A 20,308-nucleotide genomic window follows, 5' to 3' on the forward strand; every position below is an offset into this window, starting at 1 on the left:
GGATCAGAAGGTGAGCTTCCAGCTGTTGATGTAGCCGGAGTCGGTGCGGTAGACGTCCCTCACCCGCAGCTTCCAGGTGCCGGAGGCCGTCTCGGAGGAGGCGTCGACGGTGTAGGACGCCCGGACGTCGTCGCCCGAGTCCCAGCCGGAGTTCTTCAGCCGGTAGGTGCTCCCGTCCGGGGCCACCAGGTCGATGACGAGGTCACCGCGGTAGGTGTGGACGATGTCCACGTCCACCTTCAGGTCGCCGGGCGCGTTGCCGGACCTGTTCACCGTGATCGGCGACTCCACGGTGCCCGGGTCCGGGATGGCGTGGTCGTCGGTGTTCTCGAAGACGTTGTCGCCGGGCTCCCCGCCGCCGTCGTCGGGCCGGGAGCCGACGTTGACCGCGGCCCAGGCGTGGGCCACCGCCTTGTGCTGGACGCTGTCGGCGCCGAACAGGTCGGCCGCGGCGGAGAGGGTGGCGGTGCGGGCGCCCGCGTAGTTGGTCGTCGAGGTCATCTTCTCGGTGAGCGCCTTGAACCAGATCTTCTCGGCGGCCCCGATCCCGATGCCGGTCACCGGCTTGCCGTCGGAGGTCGGCGAGTCGTAGGAGACGCCGTTGACGGTCTTGGCGCCGCTGCCCTCGCTGAGCAGGTAGAAGAAGTGGTTGGCCGGGCCCGAGGAGTAGTGGACGTCCACGCTGCCGATGCCGGAGTACCAGTAGTCCTTGGAGTTGCCGTCCCGGCTGGGCTTGTCCATGTAGCGCAGCGGGGTGCCGTTGCCGCGGATGTCGATCTTCTCGCCGACGAGGTAGTCGCCGACGTCCGAGCTGTTGTTCGCCCTGAACTCCACGGCGGCGGCGAAGATGTCGGAGGTCGCCTCGTTCAGGCCGCCGGACTCGCCGCTGTAGCGCAGCCCCGCGGTGTTGGAGGTCAGACCGTGGGTCATCTCGTGGGCGGCGACGTCGATGGAGGTGAGCGGCTTGGAGTTGTTCGCGCCGTCGCCGTAGGTCATGCAGAAGCAGGAGTCGGACCAGAAGGCGTTGACGTAGGCGTTGCCGTAGTGCACCCGGCTGTACGGGGCCTTCCCATCGCCCCGGATGCCGTTGCGGCCGTGGACGTTCTTGTAGTAGTCCCAGGTCAGGGCCGCGCCGTAGTGGGCGTCCACGCCCGCGGTCTGACGGTTGGACGGCGAGCCGTTGCCCCAGAGGTCGTCGGCGTCGGAGAACAGGGTGCCGGTGCCGGAGGAGCCGCCGTTGAGGTCGTAGGTCCTGTGGTTGCCGCGGTTCACGTCGGTCATCGTGTAGGAGCCGCCGGACCCGCTGGTGCCCAGGGAGACCCGGCCGCTGTACATGCTCTCGCCGGTGCCGGTGTGGACGCCCTCCCACTCGGCCAGCTTCTCGCCGGTGGCCGCGTCGGTGACGATGTGCAGCTCGCTGGGGGTGCCGTCCTCCTGGGTGCCAGCGACCACGCGCTCCCAGGCGAGCACGGGCTCTCCGTCGGCGGCCCAGACCACCTTGCGGGGTGCGGTGCTGCCCTCGGCCGCGGCCCTGGAGGGCTTCTTCGAGGCCGGGGCGGCGGTGGAGGGGACGGCGATCTTCGCCGTGGTGGCCTTGGCGACCTCGGCCACCGTACCGCCGGGCGACTCCTCCACGACCAGGTCGCCGCCGAGTACCGGCAGCCCGTCGTAGGTGCGCTCGTAACGGGTGTGGACGGTGCCGTCGGCGTTCTTGACCACGTCGCGGACGACGAGCTTCTCCTTGGCGCCGAGGCCGAGGGCCTTGGCGGTGGCGGAGCTGCCGGCCTCCGCGTCGCGGAGCAGTTCGGCCCGCTGGGAGGGGGAGAGCTTGACGGAGAGGGCGCCGGGGTCGGGCTTGGCCTGGGGCGCGGCGGTGGAGACCTGCGACTGGAGGCCGACGGCCAGCAGCGCCGAGGCGGCGACGAGGGCGCCGGTGGCGGTGGCACGTCTGCGGGGGGTGGATCTGCCTATCACGCTGAACTCCTCGCTGGAGAGCGGTGTGGAGAGGGAGATGGTGCGCCTGAGGGTGTGGGGACCCGTGGGGGGATCGGCTGTGCACAGCGTGGAGAGAGTGGCACCGAAACGGCGATGATGACAGGGTCAGGTCAAGAAAATGGCCGGAATCTGTCCGCTGTCGGAAAATCGCTGTCCGCTGAGCGAACGCGATGGAAACGGCGGAGAAACCGGGACGTCACCGGCGTCCGCCAGGATGGGGGGCTCGGGTGCGGGAGTCCCGCCCGGCGGGTGCGGCCCCGCCGGGCGGGACACCAAGCGGTGTCCCGCCCGAGCCGTGCGCCCGGCCCGTGCGTCCGGCCCGTGCGCCCGGTCAGGCCAGGCTGTCGCGCCAGGCGCGGTGGAGCCCGGCGAAGCGGCCGTCGCCCGCGACCAGCTCGGCCGGCGAGCCGTCCTCGACGACGCGCCCCGTCTCCATGACCAGCACCCGGTCGGCGATCTCCACCGTCGACAGCCGGTGGGCGATCACCACGGCGGTGCGCCCGCGCAGCACCGTGTCCATGGCCCGCTGGACCGCCCGCTCACCGGGGACGTCCAGGGAGGAGGTCGCCTCGTCCAGGATGAGCACGGCCGGATCGGCCAGCAGCGCCCGGGCGAAGGCGACCAACTGCCGCTGCCCGGCGGAGATCCGGCCGCCGCGCTTGCGCACGTCGGTGTCGTACCCCTCGGGGAGGGCGGCGATGAAGTCATGGGCGCCGATCGCCCGCGCCGCCCGCTCGATCTCCTCCCGGCTCGCCTCCGGGCGGCCGATCGCGATGTTGTCGGCGACCGTCCCGGAGAACAGGAACGCCTCCTGCGTCACCATGACCACCCCGCGCCGCAGCTCGGGGGTGGCCAGCTCCCGCAGATCGGCGCCGTCCAGCAGCACCCGGCCCGCCGTGGGGTCGTAGAAGCGCGCCAGCAGTTTGGCGAGCGTGGACTTGCCCGCGCCGGTGGAACCGACCACCGCGACCGTCTGCCCGGCCGGGATCTCCAGGTCGAAGCGGGGCAGCACCTCGCCGCCCGTGCGGTAGGCGAAGCGCACCCCCTCGAAGACCACGGTGCGGCCCGGCCGCCCGCCGGCCGGCGGCGGCAGCCGCCGGGGGTGCTCCGGCTCGGGGACGCCGGGCGCCTGGGCGAGCAGCCCGGCGATCTTCTCCAGCGAGGCCGCCGCGCCCTGGTAGGAGTTGAGGAACATCCCCAGCCGGTCGATCGGGTCGTACAGCCGCCGCAGGTACATCGCCGCCGCCGCCAGCACACCCAGCTCCAGCGAGCCGGACGCCACCCGGTACGCGCCCCACAGCACGATGGCGGCCAGCGCCGTGTTGGCCACCAGCCGGGCGGAGACCACATAGCGGGCCATCTCCAGGATGGCGTCCCCGTTGAGCCGCAGGTGACGGTCGTTGAGACGGCCGAACTCCGCCTCGCCCGCCCGCTCACGGCGGAACGCCTGCACCGGGCGGATGCCGTTCATCGTCTCCACGAACTTCACGATCATCGCCGCGGTGGCCGTGGACTTCCTGCGGTAGACCCGCATCGAACGGCGCCGGAAGTTCTGCACGATCAGCAGGAGCGGGACGAAGGAGACCAGGGCCGCGCCGCCCAGGCCCGGGTCGAGCCAGAGCAGCACCGAGCAGATGTAGACCACCGACAGGATCACGCCCAGCAGCTCCTGCAGACCCTCGTCGAGCAGCTCGCGCAGCGCCTCGACGTCGGTGGTGGCGCGGGAGATCAGCCGCCCGGAGGTGTAGCGGTCGTGGAAGTCCACGCTGAGCACCTGGGCGTGCCGGTAGATCCGGCCGCGCAGCTCCAGCAGCACGCTCTGGTTGACCCGGGCGGCGGCGCGGACGAAGGCGTACTGCAGGCCGCCCGAGGACAGCGCGCACACCGCGTAGCCCGCCGCGACGGCGGCCAGCGGGCCGCCGTCGCCGCCGCGCAGGGCGGGCACCGCCCGGTCGATGGCGTACGCGACCAGCAGCGGACCGGCCTGAACGGCGGCCTGCTGGAGCAGCAGCAGAAGGGCTGCCACCGCGACCCGCGGCCGCAGCGGGCGCAGCAGCGAGCCGAGCAGCCGGAGCGAGGCGCCCTTGGGCGCGGGCAGCACATCGCGGTCGAAGGCGTCGGGCGCCCCGGGCCGCCCGGGCTCCCTTGCCGGTCCGGACGGGCCGGGTGGTCCGGCCGGTTCCGTGCCCGGTGCGGCCTTCGCGTCCGGTGAGTCCCGCGCGTCCCCGTCCCCGGAGGACGGTTCGGTGACGGTGGCGGTCATCGCTCCTCCTCGTAACGCTCGTACTGCTCGTACTGCTCGTGCCGCTCGCCGGACATCAGATGGCGGTACTCCGCGCTGGAGCGCAGCAGTTCGGCGTGGGTGCCGACGGCGGCGATCCGGCCCCGCGACAGCAGCGCGACCCGGTCGGCCAGCAGCACCGTGGAGGGCCGGTGCGCCACCACCAGGGCGGTGGTGCCGGCCAGCACCTCGCGCAGGGCGGCCTCCACCAGCGCCTCGGTGCGGACGTCGAGGGCGGAGAGCGGGTCGTCCAGCACCAGGAAGCGGGGGCGGCCCACGACGGCGCGCGCCAGCGCCAGCCGCTGACGCTGCCCGCCGGACAGGCTCAGCCCCTGCTCGCCGACCTGGGTGTCCAGCCCCTGCGGCAGCGCCGCGGTGAACTCCTCGGCCTGGGCCACTCGCAGGGCACGCGCCAGATCCTCCTGCGCCGAGCCCCCCGCCGAATCCTCCACCGCGCTCTCCACCGCGCTCTCCGCCGCGCCCATCAGCACGTTCTCGCGCACGGAGGCGGAGAAGAGCGTGGCCTCCTCGAAGGCCACGGCGACCAGCGAGCGCAACTCCTCGCGCGACATCGCGGCGATGTCGCGGCCGTCGAGGGTGATCCGGCCGGACGTCACCTCGTGCAGCCGGGGGATCAGGGCGGTGAGCGTGGTCTTGCCGCTGCCGGTGGCGCCGACCAGAGCCATGGTCTCGCCGGAGCGGATGTGCAGATCGACGCCGTCCAGCACGGGCGGGGCGTCCGGCGGGGTGTCGGGATGGCGGAAGACCACACCTTCGAAGCGCAGGCCTTCCCGAACGGTCCTGATCTCCCCTGCCTCCCCTGCCTCCCCGGCTTTCCCTGCCTCCCCGGCTTTCCCGCGCGGGGCGGGGGAGGGGCGCCCGCTGGCGAGGACGTCCGGCGGCACCGGCTCGTCCAGCACCTCGAAGTAGCGGTCGGCCGCCGTCGCCGACTCGTTGCTCATGGCGATCAGGAAGCCGATCGACTCCACCGGCCAGCGCAGTGCCAGGGCCGTGGTGAGGAAGGCGACCAGGGTGCCCGCCGACAGCTCGCCGTCGGCCACCTGGACCGTGCCCCACACCAGAGCGGCGCCGATGGCCAGTTCCGGCAGCGCCGTGATGACCGCCCAGATACCCGCCAGCAGCCGCGCCTTGCGCAGTTCGGTGCCCAGCAGCCGCCGCGAGAGCTCGCGGAAGGCGCGGGCCTGGCTGCGGTGGCGGCCGAAGCCCTTGATGATCCGGATGCCGAGGACGGCCTCCTCGACGACCGTGGTCAGATCGCCGATCTGGTCCTGGGCGCGGCGGGCCTGGAGGGAGAACTTCGTCTCGAAGAGGGAGCAGAACACCACCAGCGGCGCCACCGGGGCCAGCAGCACCAGCCCCAGCGTCCACTCCTGGGACAGCAGCACGGCGAAGCCGACGACGATGGTGGTGCCGTTCACCAGCAGGAAGGTGAGCGGGAACGCCAGGAAGATGCGGATCAGGTGCAGGTCACCCGTGGCGCGCGACAGCAGCTGCCCGCTCGCCCAGCGGTCGTGGAAGGCGACCGGCAGCCGCTGCAGGTGCCGGAACAGGGCGGCGCGCATCGACGCCTCCACTCCGGCCAGCGGACGGGCCACCAGCCAGCGCCGCAGCCCGAACAGCGCGGCCTCCAGCACACCGACGGCCAGCAGCAGCGCGCCGCCCAGCCACACCCCGCCCGTGTCGCGTCCGGCGATCGGTCCGTCGACGATCCACTTCAGGATCAGGGGGATGACCAGGCCCAGGCAGGAGGCGAGGATCGCGACGAGGGCCGCCGTGAACAGCCGCGCCCGCACCGGGCGGACGAAGGGCCACAACCGCAGCAGCGAGCGTACGGCGGAACGGCTCCGCCGCCCGGCGGGCGCGGCCGGGGCCGCGGTGCCCGGCCCGCCGGGTTCGGAGCCGGAATCGCCGGGTTCGGGGTGGGGAGGGTCGGGACGCGGTGGACTGGCGGCGGTGGCAGACATCACGAGCGAGACTACGTTTCACCACTGACGGGGCACACTCGGTTTTCCGCCGTAGGACTGACGGCCGAGTCCGCCCGGCCGAAGGCCCCGCCCGGCCGGGCCCAGTACCGCCCGCACCGACGAGCAGCGGGCGGTCTGTCGGTGCGGGCACCTACGCTGCCCGGTATGAGTCAGGCAGAACTGAGAGAGCTGCGGGCCGCGCTGCACACCGCCTCCGACATCGTCTTCACGCTGGACGGCGAGCCCTCGGCGGAGCAGGCGGACCAGCTGACCGACGCGCTGCGCCGGGCGCTGGACGCGGCCCGGTCGCTGGGCGAGGACCGCGGCGGCACGGGCTGCCGGGAGCATCCGCGCGGGGCGGTCGATCCGCTGTACGGGGACAAGGACGATCCGCTGCCGCCGGGCTGGGGGCGGTGTCTGCTGTGCAACGACCGGCGGCGCCGGGCGGGCGTGCGGCGGTACGCCGCGCGCTGAGGCGACCGCCGAGGCGGGCGCAGGGGCGGCGGGTGGGGTTGCGGGCGCCGGTCAGGGCTCCTCGTCCCGCAGTTCGAACCAGGTCGTCTTGCCCAGCGGCAGCAGGTCCACGCCCCAGCGGTCGGAGAGGTGGTCCACCAGGAACAGTCCGCGCCCGCTGACGTCGAACTCGTACACGGGCAGCAGGCAGGGCAGTCCGCGCGAGGGGTCGCGCACCTCCACGCGGATCCGGCCGCGCTGCCGCCGCAGCCGCAGCCCCAGGGACTGGGCCCCGGTGTGCCGCACGGCGTTGCCGACCAGTTCGGAGACGAGCAGCACGGTGTCCTCGGCCAGGGCCTCGGACAGCCCCCAGCGTTTCAGCAGGACGGAGCGGACCAGCCGGCGCGCGGTGCGCGCGGACTCGGGGCGGTTGGGCAGCCGCACCTCCGCGGCGGCCGGATCGCCGAACTCGCGGAACTCGGTGGACTCGTCGAGTGAGCCGGCCCCGACCGGCCCGTCGTCGGGGATCGCGGGGGCCGGTTCCTCCCCCGGTGCCGATGCCATGTACGCCGTGTTCGCTCCCGCCATGGGCCAATCATGGCCGCGAAACGGTCGCCTTGCGGCCGTACAGCGCGAATTCCCGGTCGGTGGCGGACCGTTCGGGGCTCACCGTGCTGTACGCGCACCGGTTGCGTGCGCCGGGGCGGGGCGCGGAACGGCTCGCGCGCCGTTCCGCGCCCCCGCGCCCCGGCCGGGCGTCAGCGGAACCTCGCCTTGCCCGGCCCCTCCTCGACGAAGCTGCGCATGCCGGTCTCGCGGTCCTCGGTCGCGAACAGCCCGGCGAACCAGGTGCGCTCGATCGCCAGCCCGGTGTCGATGTCCGCCTCCAGCCCGGAATCGACGCACTCCTTGGCGGCGCGCAGGGCGATCGCCGGACCGGCCGCCAGCCTCGCCGCCCAGGCGTGCGCCTGCTCGTAGACATCGGCCGCGGGCACGACCTTGTCCACCAGGCCGATGGCCAGGGCCTCGTCCGCCTTCACCTGGCGGCCGGTGAAGATCAGGTCCTTGGCCCTGGAGGGACCGACCAGCCGGGACAGCCGCTGGGTGCCGCCGGCGCCGGGGATCAGTCCCAGCAGGATCTCGGGCTGTCCGAGCTTGGCGTTGTCGGCGGCGATCCGGATGTCGGCGCACAGCGCCAGCTCGCAGCCGCCGCCCAGCGCGTAGCCCGTCACCGCGGCCACCACCGGCTTGGGGATGCGGGCCACGGCGGTGAAGGAGTCCTGCAGACCCCGGGACCTGGCGACCATGGCCGCGTGGTCCATCTCGCGCATCTCCTTGATGTCCGCGCCCGCCGCGAACACCTTCTCCCCGCCGTAGATCACCACGGCCCGTACGTCGTCGCGGTGCGTCGCCTCCTCGGCCAGCTCGCGCAGCCGGTCCTGGGTGGCGATGTCCAGCGCGTTCATGGGGGGACGGTTCAGTCGGATGGTGCCGACGCCCTCGGCGACCTCAAGAGTCACAGTCATGGGGGCAGGTTAGTCCCCGTTAACGCCGCGCGGTCCGCCGCCTCCCGGCCGTACGGTCCCCGCCCGGTCCCGGTCCGGCCCTCACCCGGCCGGAGCAGCACGGTGGAAAGAAGACGATCACATGAGTGAGGCGGGCGGTCCGATTGGGAACACTCCTGCCAGACCCGGGCACCGGACCCGTGCGGCAGGCGCGCCGCGCGGGCCCCGAACCCGCCCCCGCCGCGAGCCGCCGGAGGCCACAACGTGTCGGACGTGTCGAGTGCACCCGAACAGCACACGCGCCGGGAGTCCCGGTACGCCGGGGCCCCCGCGGCCCCTGCGGCCGCCCCCACCGTCTGGCCCGGCAGCCCCCAGCCGCTGGGAGCCCGCCACCACATCGGCCCGGGCGGGGTGGCGGGCACCAACTTCGCGCTGTGGTCGGCCGGCGCCGAGGCCGTGGAGGTCTGTCTCTTCGACGACGACGGCAACGAGACCCGCTGCCCGCTGACGGAGCACACCCAGGAGATCTGGCACGGCTTCGTCCCCGGCGTCGGCCCCGGGCAGCTCTACGGCTACCGGGTGCACGGCCGCTGGGACCCGTGGACGGGCGCTCGCTGGAACCCGGCCAAGCTGCTGCTCGACCCGTACGCCCGCGCGGTGGACGGCGAGTACGCCCTGCCGCCGGAGGTCTACGGCCACGTCCGCGACTGGCCGCAGCGGCATCTGGCCGACACCGTCCGCGACGAGAGGGACTCGGCGCCGTACGTGCCCAAGGGCGTCGTCGTCGACTCGGCCCTGGGCGCGGGGCCGGGCGGCGGGGACGAGTGGGCCGACGACCGCCGCCCCAAGACCCCCTGGCCCGACTCGGTCATCTACGAACTGCACGTGCGCGGCTTCACCATGCGCCACCCCGGCGTCCCGCCCGAGCTGCGCGGCACCTACGCCGGACTGGCGCACCCGGCCGCGGTCGAGCACCTGGTGAAGCTGGGCGTGACGGCGGTGGAACTGCTGCCGGTGCACCAGTTCGCGCACGAGGACCACCTGCTCCGCCGCGGCCTGCGCAACCACTGGGGCTACAACTCCATCGGCTACTTCGCGCCGCACGCCGCGTACGCCGCCGGCGGCACGCGCGGCCGGCAGGTGGGGGAGTTCCGGGAGATGGTCCGGGCGCTGCACGCCGCCGGGATCGAGGTCATCCTCGACGTGGTCTACAACCACACCGCCGAGGGCAGCGAGCTGGGGCCGACCCTCTCCCTGCGCGGCATCGACAACCGCGGCTACTACCGGCTGGCCGACGACCCGCGCCATTACGCCGACTACACCGGCTGCGGCAACACCCTGCACGTCGTCCAGCCCCAGGTGCTGCGGCTGATCACCGACTCGCTGCGCTACTGGGTGCAGGAGATGGGCGTGGACGGCTTCCGCTTCGACCTGGCCGCCGCGCTGGCCCGCTCCATGCACGACGTGGACATGCTCTCCCCCTTCCTGGCCGTCATCGCCCAGGACCCGGTGCTGCGCCGGGTGAAGCTGATCGCCGAGCCCTGGGACGTGGGCGCGGGCGGCTACCAGGTGGGCGCCTTCCCACCGCTGTGGACGGAGTGGAACGACCGCTACCGCGACACCGTCCGCGACTTCTGGCGCGGCGCCCTGCCGGACGTGCGGGACCTGGGCTACCGGCTGTCGGGCTCCAGCGACCTGTACGCCTGGGGCGGGCGGCGGCCGTACGCCTCGGTCAACTTCGTCACCGCCCACGACGGCTTCACCCTGCGCGACCTGGTGAGCTACGAGCACAAGCACAACGAGGCCAACGGCGAGGACAACCGCGACGGCACCGACGACAACCGCTCCTGGAACTGCGGTGCGGAGGGCGAGACCGGCGACGAGGCGGTCCTCGCCCTGCGGCGGCGCCAACTGCGCAACCTGCTGTCCACCCTGCTGCTGTCCACCGGCGTGCCGATGCTGGTGGCGGGCGACGAGATGGGCCGCACCCAGGGCGGCAACAACAACGCCTACTGCCAGGACAACGAGACCGGCTGGGTGGACTGGTCGCTGCTGGACGAGCCCGCCTGGCGCGAGCTGTACGCCCTGGCCTCACGGCTGATCGCGCTGCGCCGCTCCCACCCGGTGCTGCGGCGCAAGGCTTTCTTCTCCGGGCGCGCGCACGGCCCGGAGGGGCTGCGGGACCTGGCCTGGTTCACCGGGAGCGGCCAGGAGATGAGCGAGCCCGACTGGTACGCGCCCGGCGCCACTTTGGGCATGTACCTGTCCGGCCGGGACATTCCGCAGCGCGACGAGCGGGGCGGCCCGGTCGTCGACGACAGCTTCCTGGCCGTCCTCCACGCCGGGCACGAGGACGGACGCTTCAGGCTGCCGGGGCCGCCGTGGGGGCAGGGCTACGAACTGCTGGTGGACACCGCGCGGGAGGAGCAGAAGGAGGAGCCGGGCAGTGTCCACCCGGCGGGTGAGGCGGTCGCGCTCCCGGCACGCTCGGTGCTGGTGTGGCGTGTGCTGCCCTGAGATACGCGCGCTGCCCCAAGATACGCGGGTGACTCGTGTGGCTCAGGTGATGGCCCGTTAGGGTGAGCACGTCACGACCGCACGAGGGAGGGGACGACAGGCGATGGCCGACATGGAGACCGCGCGCGAGGCGTTCGACCGCTTCGACCTGGACGGGGACGGACTGGTCACCGCGGCGGAGTTCCGCAAGGTGCTGGGCGAGCTGGGGGACCACACCCTCACCGTGGACATGGCACAGACGCTGATCAACCAGCACGACAGCGACGGCGACGGACTGCTGTCCTTCGAGGAGTTCTGGCAGGCCCGCCAGAAGGCCGCCACCCGGTCGGCGTAGGGCTGCGGCGCGGTCCTCGCGGAGCGGCGGGGGCACGACAGGGCACGGCGGGGCGGCCACCACAGGGAGCAACCCAGGGTGACCGCCCCGCTTTTCTGTGTCATAAGTGGCTTTTGTCGGTTTATGCACCCGGTGCGGCATCGACCGGTGCGGCGGCACCACCGAGCCCACCGAGCCCACCGAGCCCGCCGAGCCCGCCGTGCTTCCGCCCCCCGACCGGGCCGGGAGCGCGGCACGACACGGAAGGACCACGATGCGCACCAGACACACGATCCGCCACCGCTCCGAGTCCCGGATCCCCCGCCCGCTCCGCGCCACCCGTACCACCCTGCCGGCCGTGGCCCTGCTCTGCCTCGGTCTCGGCCTCGCGCCGCCGGCCGCACCGGCCCCCGCTCCCGCCGCGCGCGAGGCACCCGGCCCCGTCCAGACCTGGGCGGCCGACCTGTCCCGGGTGGACGCCGACGACAGCGGCGTGCGCCACACCGGCGGGGAGTTGCGCACGACCGGCGACTACGGCGTCCAGGTCCTGGCCCCGCACCGGCTCGACCGGCAGGCCAACCGCGTCCGGGTCAGGCCCGACGCACAGGTGCCCGACGGTGCCGGGATCGCCTTCGACGTCCGCGGCCGCACCGGGAGCGGCCCGTGGACCGAGTGGCGCGAGGCGGGCGACGCGCGCGGCGGCACCGCCGCCCTCCCGCGCGCCGTCACCACCGTCCAGGTCAGGCTGGCGATGTGGGACCCCGAGGGCGCGATCCGGCTGCGCGGCCTGGAGGTGAGCGCCGACACCGACCCGAACGCCCGGCCGGAGCCGCAGGCGGCCGCCGCGTACGGCGCCCATGTCTTCGCCACCCGGATCGGCCTGGTCGGCCGCACCACCGCCAACGGCCACGTCATCCGGGAGAACGACCGCTTCGTGGCCCTGCCCTCCCGCCGGGGCCTGTCGCGCAAGGGCGGCCGGGAGTACTCGGTGCGGGTCTGCGGCCCGGCCCGCTGCGTGACCGCCCCCGTGTGGGACGTCGGGCCCTGGAACATCCGTGACGACTACTGGAACCCGTCCTCGGTGCGCCAGACCTTCCGCGACCTGCCGCGGGGGGTGCCCGAGGCGGAGGCCGCGTACTACACGGGCTACAACGGCGGACGCGACGGGAAGGGCCGCCGGGTGCTCAACCCAGCCGGCATCGACCTGGCCGACGGCACCTTCCGCGACGTCGGGCTGCGCGACAACGGCTGGGTGACCGTCACCTACCTGTGGACGGGCCGCTGACCACCGCGTGTCCCGCCGCCCGCGGCCGCCCGGGTCATCGCACGATGCCGCTGTCCCGGGCGGCCCGCAGCCAGTCGGGGAACTCGCCGGTCAGCCGGTCGTACAGCTCCGCGTCGGGTATGGCGCGCGGGTCGGGACCGGCGGCGAAGAACCCGGCGTTGTCCACCACCCTCTTCCCCGGTACGGGCAGGTCGTCCAGCTTCCGCAGGAAGCGGAACTCGTCCTCCCCGAACCCGACGAACTGCCAGAACAGCGGCAGGCGCGAGGCCTCGCACAGCACACGCTCGGCGGCGGCCTTCGAGGTGGGGCCGCCGTCGGTCTGGAAGACCACCAGCGCCGGATCGGTGGAACCGCTCGTCCGGTAGTGCTCGATCACCGCCTCCATCGCGAGGTGGTAGTTGGTGCGGCCCATGTGCCCCAGGGACGAGTGGAGGGCCTCGACGCGCCCGGCGTAGTCCTCCAGCGCCACCTCGGCGCTCCCGTCCACGCCGGTACTGAAGAAGACCACCGGCACCCGCCCGTCGTCGTCCAGGTGCGCGGCCAGCCCGAGGACCTGCTCGGCCAGGTGCTGGACGGTGCCGTCGCGGTAGTACGGCCGCATCGACCCGGAGCGGTCCAGCACCAGGTAGACCGCGGCCCGCTGCCCCGACAGCCGGTGCTTGTCCAGACTGACCGCGGCCTGCTTGTACAGGCTCACCAGCCCGGGGGCGGCGGCCTCCACCTTCTCCAGACTGATCGCCGGCCCGGACCCGGCTCCGGACCCCGGCCTCTTCACGTAGTCGACGGCCATGACGCCCCCTTCGTGCTCGGTGCTGCGGACGCCGAGAGTAACCGAGGTACGGGCGGCGGCAGGACCCCTGTGGACAACCGGCCGCCATCGGCGGTTTTCATCCCGTTCCGCCGGGGACTCGCCCGGGACGGCCCATACGGACGCAAGGGAGGAGGTCCCATGTCGGGCAAGAAGATGGAAGGCGACGAGGACCAGAAGCGGGCCGCGGCCCGCGAGGCCGAGCGGGCCGGGCGTCAGCCCAGCGAGCGGAGCGACACCACCGGCGCGTCCAAGCAGCGCACCCACCTCACCGGCCGGTCCGCGATCACGCACGAGGAGCGGCTGGAGACCCGGGACCAGGGCAAGCAGGGCCGGCGTGCCGAGGACACCGGCTCCCCTCCGGCGGGGCAGACCGGCCGCACGTTCACCGGCCGCGGCGCACCGCCGTACGGCGAGGAGCACGAGAAGGTCTTCCGCGCCCTCGCAGCCGAGGAGGGCGGGCACCCCGGCGAGCCCGTCCACCTCCAGGACGTCTCCCGGGCCGCGGAGCTGCCCGAGGAGCGGACCCGGGTGCTGCTGCACGATCTGGTGGCCGTCCACAAGCTGGCCACCGAGATCCAGGAGGACGCGGGCCCCGGCATCGGCCCCCGCTACGAGACCAAGCCCCGCCGCTGACCGGTGCGGGGGAGAGGCCGGCCGCCCCGGGCCCCGGGACGGCCTCCCCGGGAGCGCCGTGGCGCGGCGGCCGGGGGCCGCCGCGCCAGGGGTGCGGTGCTCAGAGTGCTTGCCGGGAGCTAACCGGCGCTACAGGACACCGATGGCCAGGTCCAGTTGCCGTTGTGCTTGATGGTGACCCCGAAGTTGTTGCCGCTGCCGTTGGGTCTGGCCACCATGACCTGGCTGCTGGGCCAGGTGGCGGTGGTGTTCCAGGTCGACAGGATCGTGGCGGGGGAGGGGACGTTCATCGTCACGGTCCAGTTGCTGGAACCGGACACCGAGACGTTGAGGTTGTAGCGGTCGTCCCACCTCTCGCCGGCGGACAGGGTCGCGGTGCAGCCGCCACCACCGCCGCCGCCACCGCCGCCGCCACCGCCGCCACCGCCGTCGGAGGTGCCGCCGACGGTGATGTTGGAGTTGCCGCTGCTCTGGTAGCCCTCGGTCGCCATGATCATGTAGTCGTGGCTGCCCAGCTGCATGCCGGCCCGGGCCCAGGCGTCGAAGTGGTTTCCGGTGGTGATGGTGCCGCCGGTCCTCTTCTGCTGCCGGACGCTCCAGTACTGGTCGAAGGTCCTGGTGCCCTCGATCGAGGGGGCGTTGTAGCGGGTGGTCTTGTAGATGTCGTACGTACCGCCGTCGGTGTTGACCGTCCCCATGAAGGTCCCGGTGGGCCGGTAGGTGCCCCAGTTGTCGACGATGTAGTACTCCACCAGCGGGTTCCTGGACCACCCGTAGAGCGTCAGGTAGGCGTTGCCGGACGGGTTGAAGCTGCCCGAGTAGGTCACGGTCCGGCGGCCGCCGGTGCTCCAGCCCTTGCCGATGACGAAGTTGCCGGTGTTGCTCCACGAGGTGCTGTAGTTGCCACCGGATCCCATGGTGGCGGAGACCGTCCCCGGGGCGTCGGTCCAGAACGAGTAGAAGTACCCGTTGTGGTTGCCCGTCTGGTTCGAGGTGATGGTCTGGGCGTGGGCGGCGCCGGGCGGAAGGACCAGAACCGCGAGCATTGCGGCGCAGGCACTGGCGATGAGCAGCTTCAGCCGGGCGAACCTGCTGTTCCTCGGCAGCAGCCCGGTGCGGCCGGGTCTGCGTCTCTTCCGCTGTGCGGGTGCGTCGTGCATGTGCGTGCCTCCTCGTATGGATTGGCGGCGATGCCGGGCAGCGCGTACGGACCTGCGGGATCTTCGGCGGCCGGCCCCGGACGGGGCCGGCCGCCGTGTGCCGGTGCCGTACGACGACGGTGAAGGTCGGTCGACCGGTCGGTCACCGCACGGCCGGCAACCGAAGGGCCGGACCACGGCAGGGGTGGCCCGGGTCGACAACGGTCGGGGCCTGTCGACGCCGACAGTGTTGATTCGCCCTGATGGGTTGTCAATGGTTTCCGCAAGGATTACGGAAGGATCCTGACGCCCCGAATCTTCATGGAGTCAGAAAGAACCTGCTCAGGCACCACAGAGGATCGGAGGCTCTCGCCGGCTTCCATGGATGGCTTCGATCATGTGGGAGATGAGCGAGGGATCTCCTCCGTAATTTCCGGAGCCTTTCCGGAACTTGTGGAGGCGGGGGCGGCCACCCATGGTGGGGCCGGGGGCGGAACGCGGCCGTCCCCGGCCCGAGAGACACGGACCGGGGACGGAGCGGGAGATGGGGTGAGGGTGTCGGTGAAGTTTCCCCGTGATCTTGGACATTCGTTCGTTATGCCGCGAGGGCGTGTTGACGCCGTTGCCTGGTCTCGGCTGGTGTGAGGTAGCCGAAGATCTTGTGCTTGCGCAGGCGGCGGCGGTTACGGTTCTCCCTGCGCAGCCGGCGCAGTTCCTCACGCTCACGCCGGTCAACTCGCCCGGGGCACCCTCGGCCCGGTCGGCCTTGGCCCGGCGGTACCAGCCGCGCAGGGATTCGGAGCTGATGCCGAGTTCCCGGGCGACGGCGGTGACCGTCTTGCCCGAGGAGTCGACGAGCGCGATCGCGTCCCGCTTGAACTCCTCGGTGTACCGCTTCGTGTACTTGCCTCCCACCTGGTGCTACTTCCTCTGGTGGAACCTCAGGTCCCAGTCTCCAGGTGTCCACGATCAAGGGGAAGCTTCACCAGCCATGTAGCAGTTTGTTGAGGCGAGTCGTAGGAGAACTGGTCTCGCTGGCCAGGGGGTTTGCCTACGCACAGCGAGTGGTTCTGCGGAGATTGAAACACCACCCTTGATATGTGAAATGTCACCCGCCATATTGTTCCCTGTCATGCTCCTGACGCCGGATGTTCATCGACGCGCTGCGTGAGGTGTCCACTGCATCCGGTGTTCGCTCCATCACACGGAGGTGCTCGATGCACGGTGCTTCACTACGGTTGTCGGGGGCGGTGTGGGCGGCTTTGGCTGCTCTCATCGCCGCGGTCTTCCTGGCTCCGCCGGCTTCGGCCGGTGAGGCGGTCCAGGCCCAACCGCGCCTGGACGCCCAGCAGAAGGCCGCAGTGACCCAGCTGGCCAAGGATTACGGCATCCCGGCCGAGGAAGGGCAGCGGCGCATAGCGCGGCAGGACGAGCAGGCCGCTCTCGCCACCAAGCTGCGCAAGAGACTGGGAGCGCGTTTCGGCGGGGCGTGGGTGGACCACGACCGAGGCGGCAAGCTGATGGTCGCGGTGACGGGGAAGTCGGCGGTGCCGACGGTGAGCGCTCTTGCCTCGAAGGCGGCGGCCGAGGCCGTGGTCGTCCAGCGCGGCATGAGCGAACTGCAGAAGATGTCGGAAGAGCTGGGCAAGCGGATCGCCAAGGCCAACAAGGGCGCCGAGTACGGCCTGCAGTCCGCGGTGGTGACCGAGAAGAACGTGCTGCGACTGGACCTTCCGCAGGGGAGGGAGCTCACGGGGGAGCAGCAGCGGACCGTGCGCTGGGCCGAGCGGAAGTTCGGGGACGCACTGGTCATCGACACCTACCAGCACGCCTCCGAGCCGCTGTACTGCGGCGGGCAGTACTCCTGTGACCCGCCGCTGCGCTCGGGGCTGGCCATCTATGGCGGCAACACCCGCTGCACCAGCGCCTTCATGGCCTACGCCGGTTCCAGCTACTACATGCTGACCGCCGGGCACTGCACCGAGGCCGCCTCCTACTGGCAGGTCCCGACCTACAGCTATGGCTACCAGGGTGTGGGCAGCACCGCGTCCTACCACTTCGGCTACTACGGCGACTACGCCGCCGTGCGGATCAGTGATCCTGCCTTCTGGCAGCCGCGGGGGTGGGTCTACACCACCCAGCCCATCCGGAGCTGGAACTACGACTACGTGGGCCAGTACGTGTGCAAGCAGGGCTCCACCACCGGCTACACCTGCGGGCAGATCACCGACACCAATGCCACCGTCTACTACCCCGGCCGCACCCTGACCGGGATGACCTGGAGCACGGCGTGCGTGGCGCCGGGCGACAGCGGTAGCGGTGTCTACAACGGATCCACCGCGCACGGCATTCTCAGCGGCGGCCCGAACAGCGGCTGCGGCATGATCCACGAGCCGATCAGTCGCGCGCTCTCCTCTCTGGGAGTCACGCTCCTGGCCGGCTGACCGGGCAGAGGCCGCCGCGCTCGGCGCAGAGGGAGCGCGGCGGCTCCTCGCCGGAGGCGCCGAACTCCAGGCGCGCTTTCCATTCCTTCACTTCGGACTCTTCCCACCCGAAGTGACATGTGCAATATTACCTGTCACATCTTATAGGTGTGCCCATGACAACCCGGGGGAGTGTGCCTCCCCGCTGCTCCTCCGGGCCCGTCGTGTGGACACCCCACCCGGCCGTGCCCCCATACGGCCCTTCCTCCCGCTGGAGGCAGCGAGTGAGAACAGAAAATGCCCGACTCCCTCTCGCGAGGCTGAGTGTGCTGATCCTGGCGCTGTGCCTCGGGATCGGGATGCTCGCCGCTCCGGGACACGCCGCCCCGAGCCGCGTAGGTGAGAAGTCAACCGAACAACAGGCCCCCAAGGACGTACCGCCTCAGGCTTCGGTGCAGACAGAGGCGGGCGACGATCCCGAACACGTTCGCCACAAGCCGCTGAAGGTCGAGGACCGCGCCCCGCTGCCCTCGACGAAGGACGCGCTGCGCCGGGACTACGATGACCCCGCCTCCCTCGCGCCGCGGCAGAGGCCGTCCATGCAGGCGGCCCCGGAGAAGAAGGCCTCCAAGAAGGGGAAGGCCTCGGCGGCAGCGGTGCCCAGCTGCAGCACGAGCGACTTCACCAGCCGCACCGGCAGTGCTCTGGTGCAGCAGATCAAGGCATCCACGACCGACTGCATCAACACTCTGTTCAGCCTCACCGGAAGCGACGCCTACCACGCCTTCCGCGAGGGCCAGATGACGAGCGTCGCCTACGCGCTGCGCGACGGCTCCGCCTCCTACCCCGGCAACGGCAGTACCGGGATGCCGCAGCTCGTGCTCTACCTGCGCGCCGGCTACTACGTGCACTGGTACAACGAGGCCACCGTGGGCACCTACGGACCGGGCCTGCAGACCGCCATCCGCGCCGGACTCGACGCGTTCTTCGCCAACCCCCGCTCCCGGGACGTCACCGACGCCAACGGTGAAGTGCTCGCCGAGGCCGTCACCTTGATCGACAGCGCCGAGGAGAACGCCCGCTACCTGTACGTCGTCAAGCGGCTGCTGAACGACTACAACAGCACCTACAACTCCTCCTGGTGGATGCTCACCGCGGTCAACAACGTCTACACCGTCCTCTTCCGCGGTCACCAGGTGCCCGCCTTCGTCGCCGCGGTGTCCTCTGACCGCAGCATCCTGGACACGCTGCACAACTTCGCCTCCTCCCACAAGAACCTCCTGGGTACCGACCAGAGCTATCTGGCTTCCAACGCCGGGCGAGAGCACGCCCGGTTCCTGCAGCACACCTCGATGCAGAACACGGTCCGGCCGCAGGCGGCCGGGCTGCTGAACCAGAGCTCCATCAAGGGAGCCACCGCCCCGCTGTGGGTCGGCATCGCCGAGATGACCGACAACTACGACAAGGCCAACTGCGGCTACTACGGCACCTGCAACCTCCAGCAGCGCCTGATGGCCGACGTCCTGGTGATCAACCACACCTGCAGTGCCAGTCTCCGCATCCGCGCACAGCAGATGACCTCGGCGCAGCTGGCGGACACCTGCCGCAGCCTGGCCGACCAGGACGCCTACTTCCACAGCATCGCCAAGGACAGCGGCCCGGTCGCCGGCGACCGCAACACCAGCCTCGAGGTGGTCGTCTACGACAGCAGCACCGACTATCGGACCTACGCCGGGGCGACCTGGGGCATCGACACCAACAACGGCGGCATGTATCTGGAGGGCAACCCCTCCGCCGCCGGCAACCAGGCCCGCTTCATCGCCTACGAGGCCGAGTGGGTGCGTCCGGCCTTCGAGATCTGGAACCTCAACCACGAGTACACGCACTACCTCGACGGCCGCTTCAACATGTACGGCGACTTCAACGCCAACGTCGCCACCCCCACCATCTGGTGGATCGAAGGCTTCGCCGAGTACGTGTCCTACTCCTACCGCAACCTGCGCTACGACGCGGCCATCACCGAGGCGGGCAAGCGCACCTACGCGCTGAGCACCCTGTTCGACACCACCTACAGCCACGACTCCACGCGCGTCTACCGCTGGGGCTACCTCGCCGTGCGCTACATGCTCCAGTCCCACCGCGCCGAGATGGACACCGTCCTGGGCTATTACCGCACCGGCAACTGGAACGCGGCCCGCTCCTACCTGACCGGCAGCATCGGCACACGCTACAACAGCGACTGGTACAGCTGGCTGTCGCGGTGTGCAGCCGGCGACTGCGGCGGCTCCACCAACCCGCCCGGCAACCAGGCGCCCACCGCGTCCTTCACCGTCGCCGTCAGCGGTCTGACGGCGAACTTCACCGACCGCTCCACGGACTCCGACGGCACCATCGCTTCGCGCTCGTGGAACTTCGGCGACGGCACCACCTCCACCGCCGCCAACCCCTCCAAGACCTACACGGCGGCGGGCACCTACACCGTGAAGCTGACCGTCACCGACGACAAGGGCGCCACCAGCACCGCCACCCAGAGCATCGCCGTCGGTGGCGCGGACCCCACTCCCGAGTGCACCGGCAGCGACACCCGGGAACTCGACCGCAACTGCAAGCGCAGCAACCTGACCGCGACCGCCGGGAACTACGCCTACCTCTACATCTACCTCCCCGCCGGCACCCAGCAACTGAAGATCACCTCATCCGGCGGGACCGGCAACGCCGACCTCTACTACAGCAACAGCACCTGGGCGACCACCACCACCTACACCAGCCGGTCCACCGGCGCGGGCAACAGCGAGACGCTCACCATCACCAACCCGGCAGCCGGCTGGAACTACATCAGCCTGGCCGCGACGGAGGACTTCTCCGGGGTGACCGTCAAGACCGAGTACTGACCCCTCCGTTCCCCACCGACCGCCGGGGCGGGCGAAGGAACCCCGCCCGCCCCGGCACCGCGGCCTTGTGCCGCAGG

General features: G+C 71.6%; 15 protein-coding genes. 7 read left to right on the forward strand and 8 right to left on the reverse strand.

Annotated elements, in window-relative coordinates:
- Positions 1-3 precede the first annotated feature (3 nt).
- From CUT83_RS05975 to CUT83_RS05985, 3 genes are all read right to left on the reverse strand, one after another.
- Positions 4-1,974, reverse strand: coding sequence for a M4 family metallopeptidase (locus CUT83_RS05975; RefSeq protein ID WP_158238972.1), 1,971 nt, complete (start codon positions 1,972-1,974; stop codon positions 4-6).
- Between the two features lie 352 nt (positions 1,975-2,326).
- On the reverse strand, positions 2,327-4,258 hold the full coding sequence (locus tag CUT83_RS05980) for an ABC transporter ATP-binding protein (RefSeq protein ID WP_101254828.1): 1,932 nt from the start codon (positions 4,256-4,258) through the stop codon (positions 2,327-2,329).
- Positions 4,255-6,261: an ABC transporter ATP-binding protein gene (locus CUT83_RS05985; RefSeq protein ID WP_101254829.1), complete on the reverse strand. Its 2,007-nt coding sequence runs from the start codon at positions 6,259-6,261 to the stop codon at positions 4,255-4,257. The genes CUT83_RS05980 and CUT83_RS05985 overlap by 4 nt, the downstream gene beginning before the upstream one ends.
- Positions 6,262-6,426: 165 nt before the next feature.
- Here CUT83_RS05985 and CUT83_RS05990 point away from each other — a divergent pair, with 165 nt between their 5' ends.
- Positions 6,427-6,735, forward strand: a complete 309-nt coding sequence (locus CUT83_RS05990) for a hypothetical protein (RefSeq protein WP_101254830.1) — start codon at positions 6,427-6,429, stop codon at positions 6,733-6,735.
- A gap of 51 nt (positions 6,736-6,786) precedes the next feature.
- Here the strand turns inward: CUT83_RS05990 and CUT83_RS05995 are convergent, their stop codons facing one another.
- Both CUT83_RS05995 and CUT83_RS06000 read right to left on the reverse strand, forming a co-directional pair.
- The gene (locus tag CUT83_RS05995) at positions 6,787-7,302 is read right to left on the reverse strand and encodes an ATP-binding protein (RefSeq protein ID WP_240957942.1); all 516 of its coding nucleotides are present in this window, start codon (positions 7,300-7,302) and stop codon (positions 6,787-6,789) included.
- A 170-nt stretch (positions 7,303-7,472) separates the two neighbouring features.
- Positions 7,473-8,240: an enoyl-CoA hydratase/isomerase family protein gene (locus CUT83_RS06000; protein WP_101254831.1), complete on the reverse strand. Its 768-nt coding sequence runs from the start codon at positions 8,238-8,240 to the stop codon at positions 7,473-7,475.
- Between the two features lie 252 nt (positions 8,241-8,492).
- Between CUT83_RS06000 and glgX the strand changes: the two genes are divergently transcribed.
- From glgX to CUT83_RS06015, 3 genes are all read left to right on the forward strand, one after another.
- Positions 8,493-10,736, forward strand: coding sequence for a glycogen debranching protein GlgX (gene glgX, locus CUT83_RS06005; protein ID WP_101254897.1), 2,244 nt, complete (start codon positions 8,493-8,495; stop codon positions 10,734-10,736).
- Positions 10,737-10,839: 103 nt separating this feature from the next.
- Entirely contained in the window at positions 10,840-11,070 is a 231-nt protein-coding gene (locus CUT83_RS06010) for an EF-hand domain-containing protein (protein ID WP_101254832.1), read from the forward strand.
- 253 nt (positions 11,071-11,323) lie between these two features.
- Entirely contained in the window at positions 11,324-12,334 is a 1,011-nt protein-coding gene (locus CUT83_RS06015; RefSeq protein ID WP_101254833.1) for a DUF8814 domain-containing protein, read from the forward strand.
- Between the two features lie 34 nt (positions 12,335-12,368).
- On the opposite strand, the gene CUT83_RS06020 is transcribed toward CUT83_RS06015, so the two are convergent.
- Positions 12,369-13,124 carry a vWA domain-containing protein gene (locus CUT83_RS06020; RefSeq protein ID WP_101254834.1) on the reverse strand — a complete coding sequence of 252 codons (756 nt, stop codon included), beginning with the start codon at positions 13,122-13,124 and terminating at the stop codon, positions 12,369-12,371.
- Between the two features lie 159 nt (positions 13,125-13,283).
- On the opposite strand from CUT83_RS06020, the gene CUT83_RS06025 reads away from it, so the two are divergent.
- On the forward strand, positions 13,284-13,778 hold the full coding sequence (locus CUT83_RS06025; RefSeq protein ID WP_101254835.1) for a hypothetical protein: 495 nt from the start codon (positions 13,284-13,286) through the stop codon (positions 13,776-13,778).
- A gap of 119 nt (positions 13,779-13,897) precedes the next feature.
- On the opposite strand, the gene xynA is transcribed toward CUT83_RS06025, so the two are convergent.
- Together xynA and CUT83_RS31575 are read right to left on the reverse strand one after the other, a co-directional pair.
- Complete coding sequence (xynA, locus tag CUT83_RS06030; RefSeq protein WP_101254836.1) at positions 13,898-14,938, reverse strand: endo-1,4-beta-xylanase XynA; 1,041 nt, start codon at positions 14,936-14,938, stop codon at positions 13,898-13,900.
- Positions 14,939-15,259: 321 nt separating this feature from the next.
- Entirely contained in the window at positions 15,260-15,832 is a 573-nt protein-coding gene (locus tag CUT83_RS31575; RefSeq protein ID WP_101254837.1) for a transposase, read from the reverse strand.
- 347 nt (positions 15,833-16,179) lie between these two features.
- On the opposite strand from CUT83_RS31575, the gene CUT83_RS06040 reads away from it, so the two are divergent.
- Positions 16,180-17,361: a S1 family peptidase gene (locus tag CUT83_RS06040; protein WP_277347713.1), complete on the forward strand. Its 1,182-nt coding sequence runs from the start codon at positions 16,180-16,182 to the stop codon at positions 17,359-17,361.
- A 338-nt stretch (positions 17,362-17,699) separates the two neighbouring features.
- Entirely contained in the window at positions 17,700-20,231 is a 2,532-nt protein-coding gene (locus CUT83_RS06045) for a collagenase (RefSeq protein WP_101254898.1), read from the forward strand.
- Positions 20,232-20,308: the final 77 nt, after the last annotated feature.

The organism is Streptomyces barkulensis (genome assembly GCF_002843305.1).
Taxonomy (GTDB): Bacteria; Actinomycetota; Actinomycetes; order Streptomycetales; family Streptomycetaceae; genus Streptomyces; species Streptomyces barkulensis.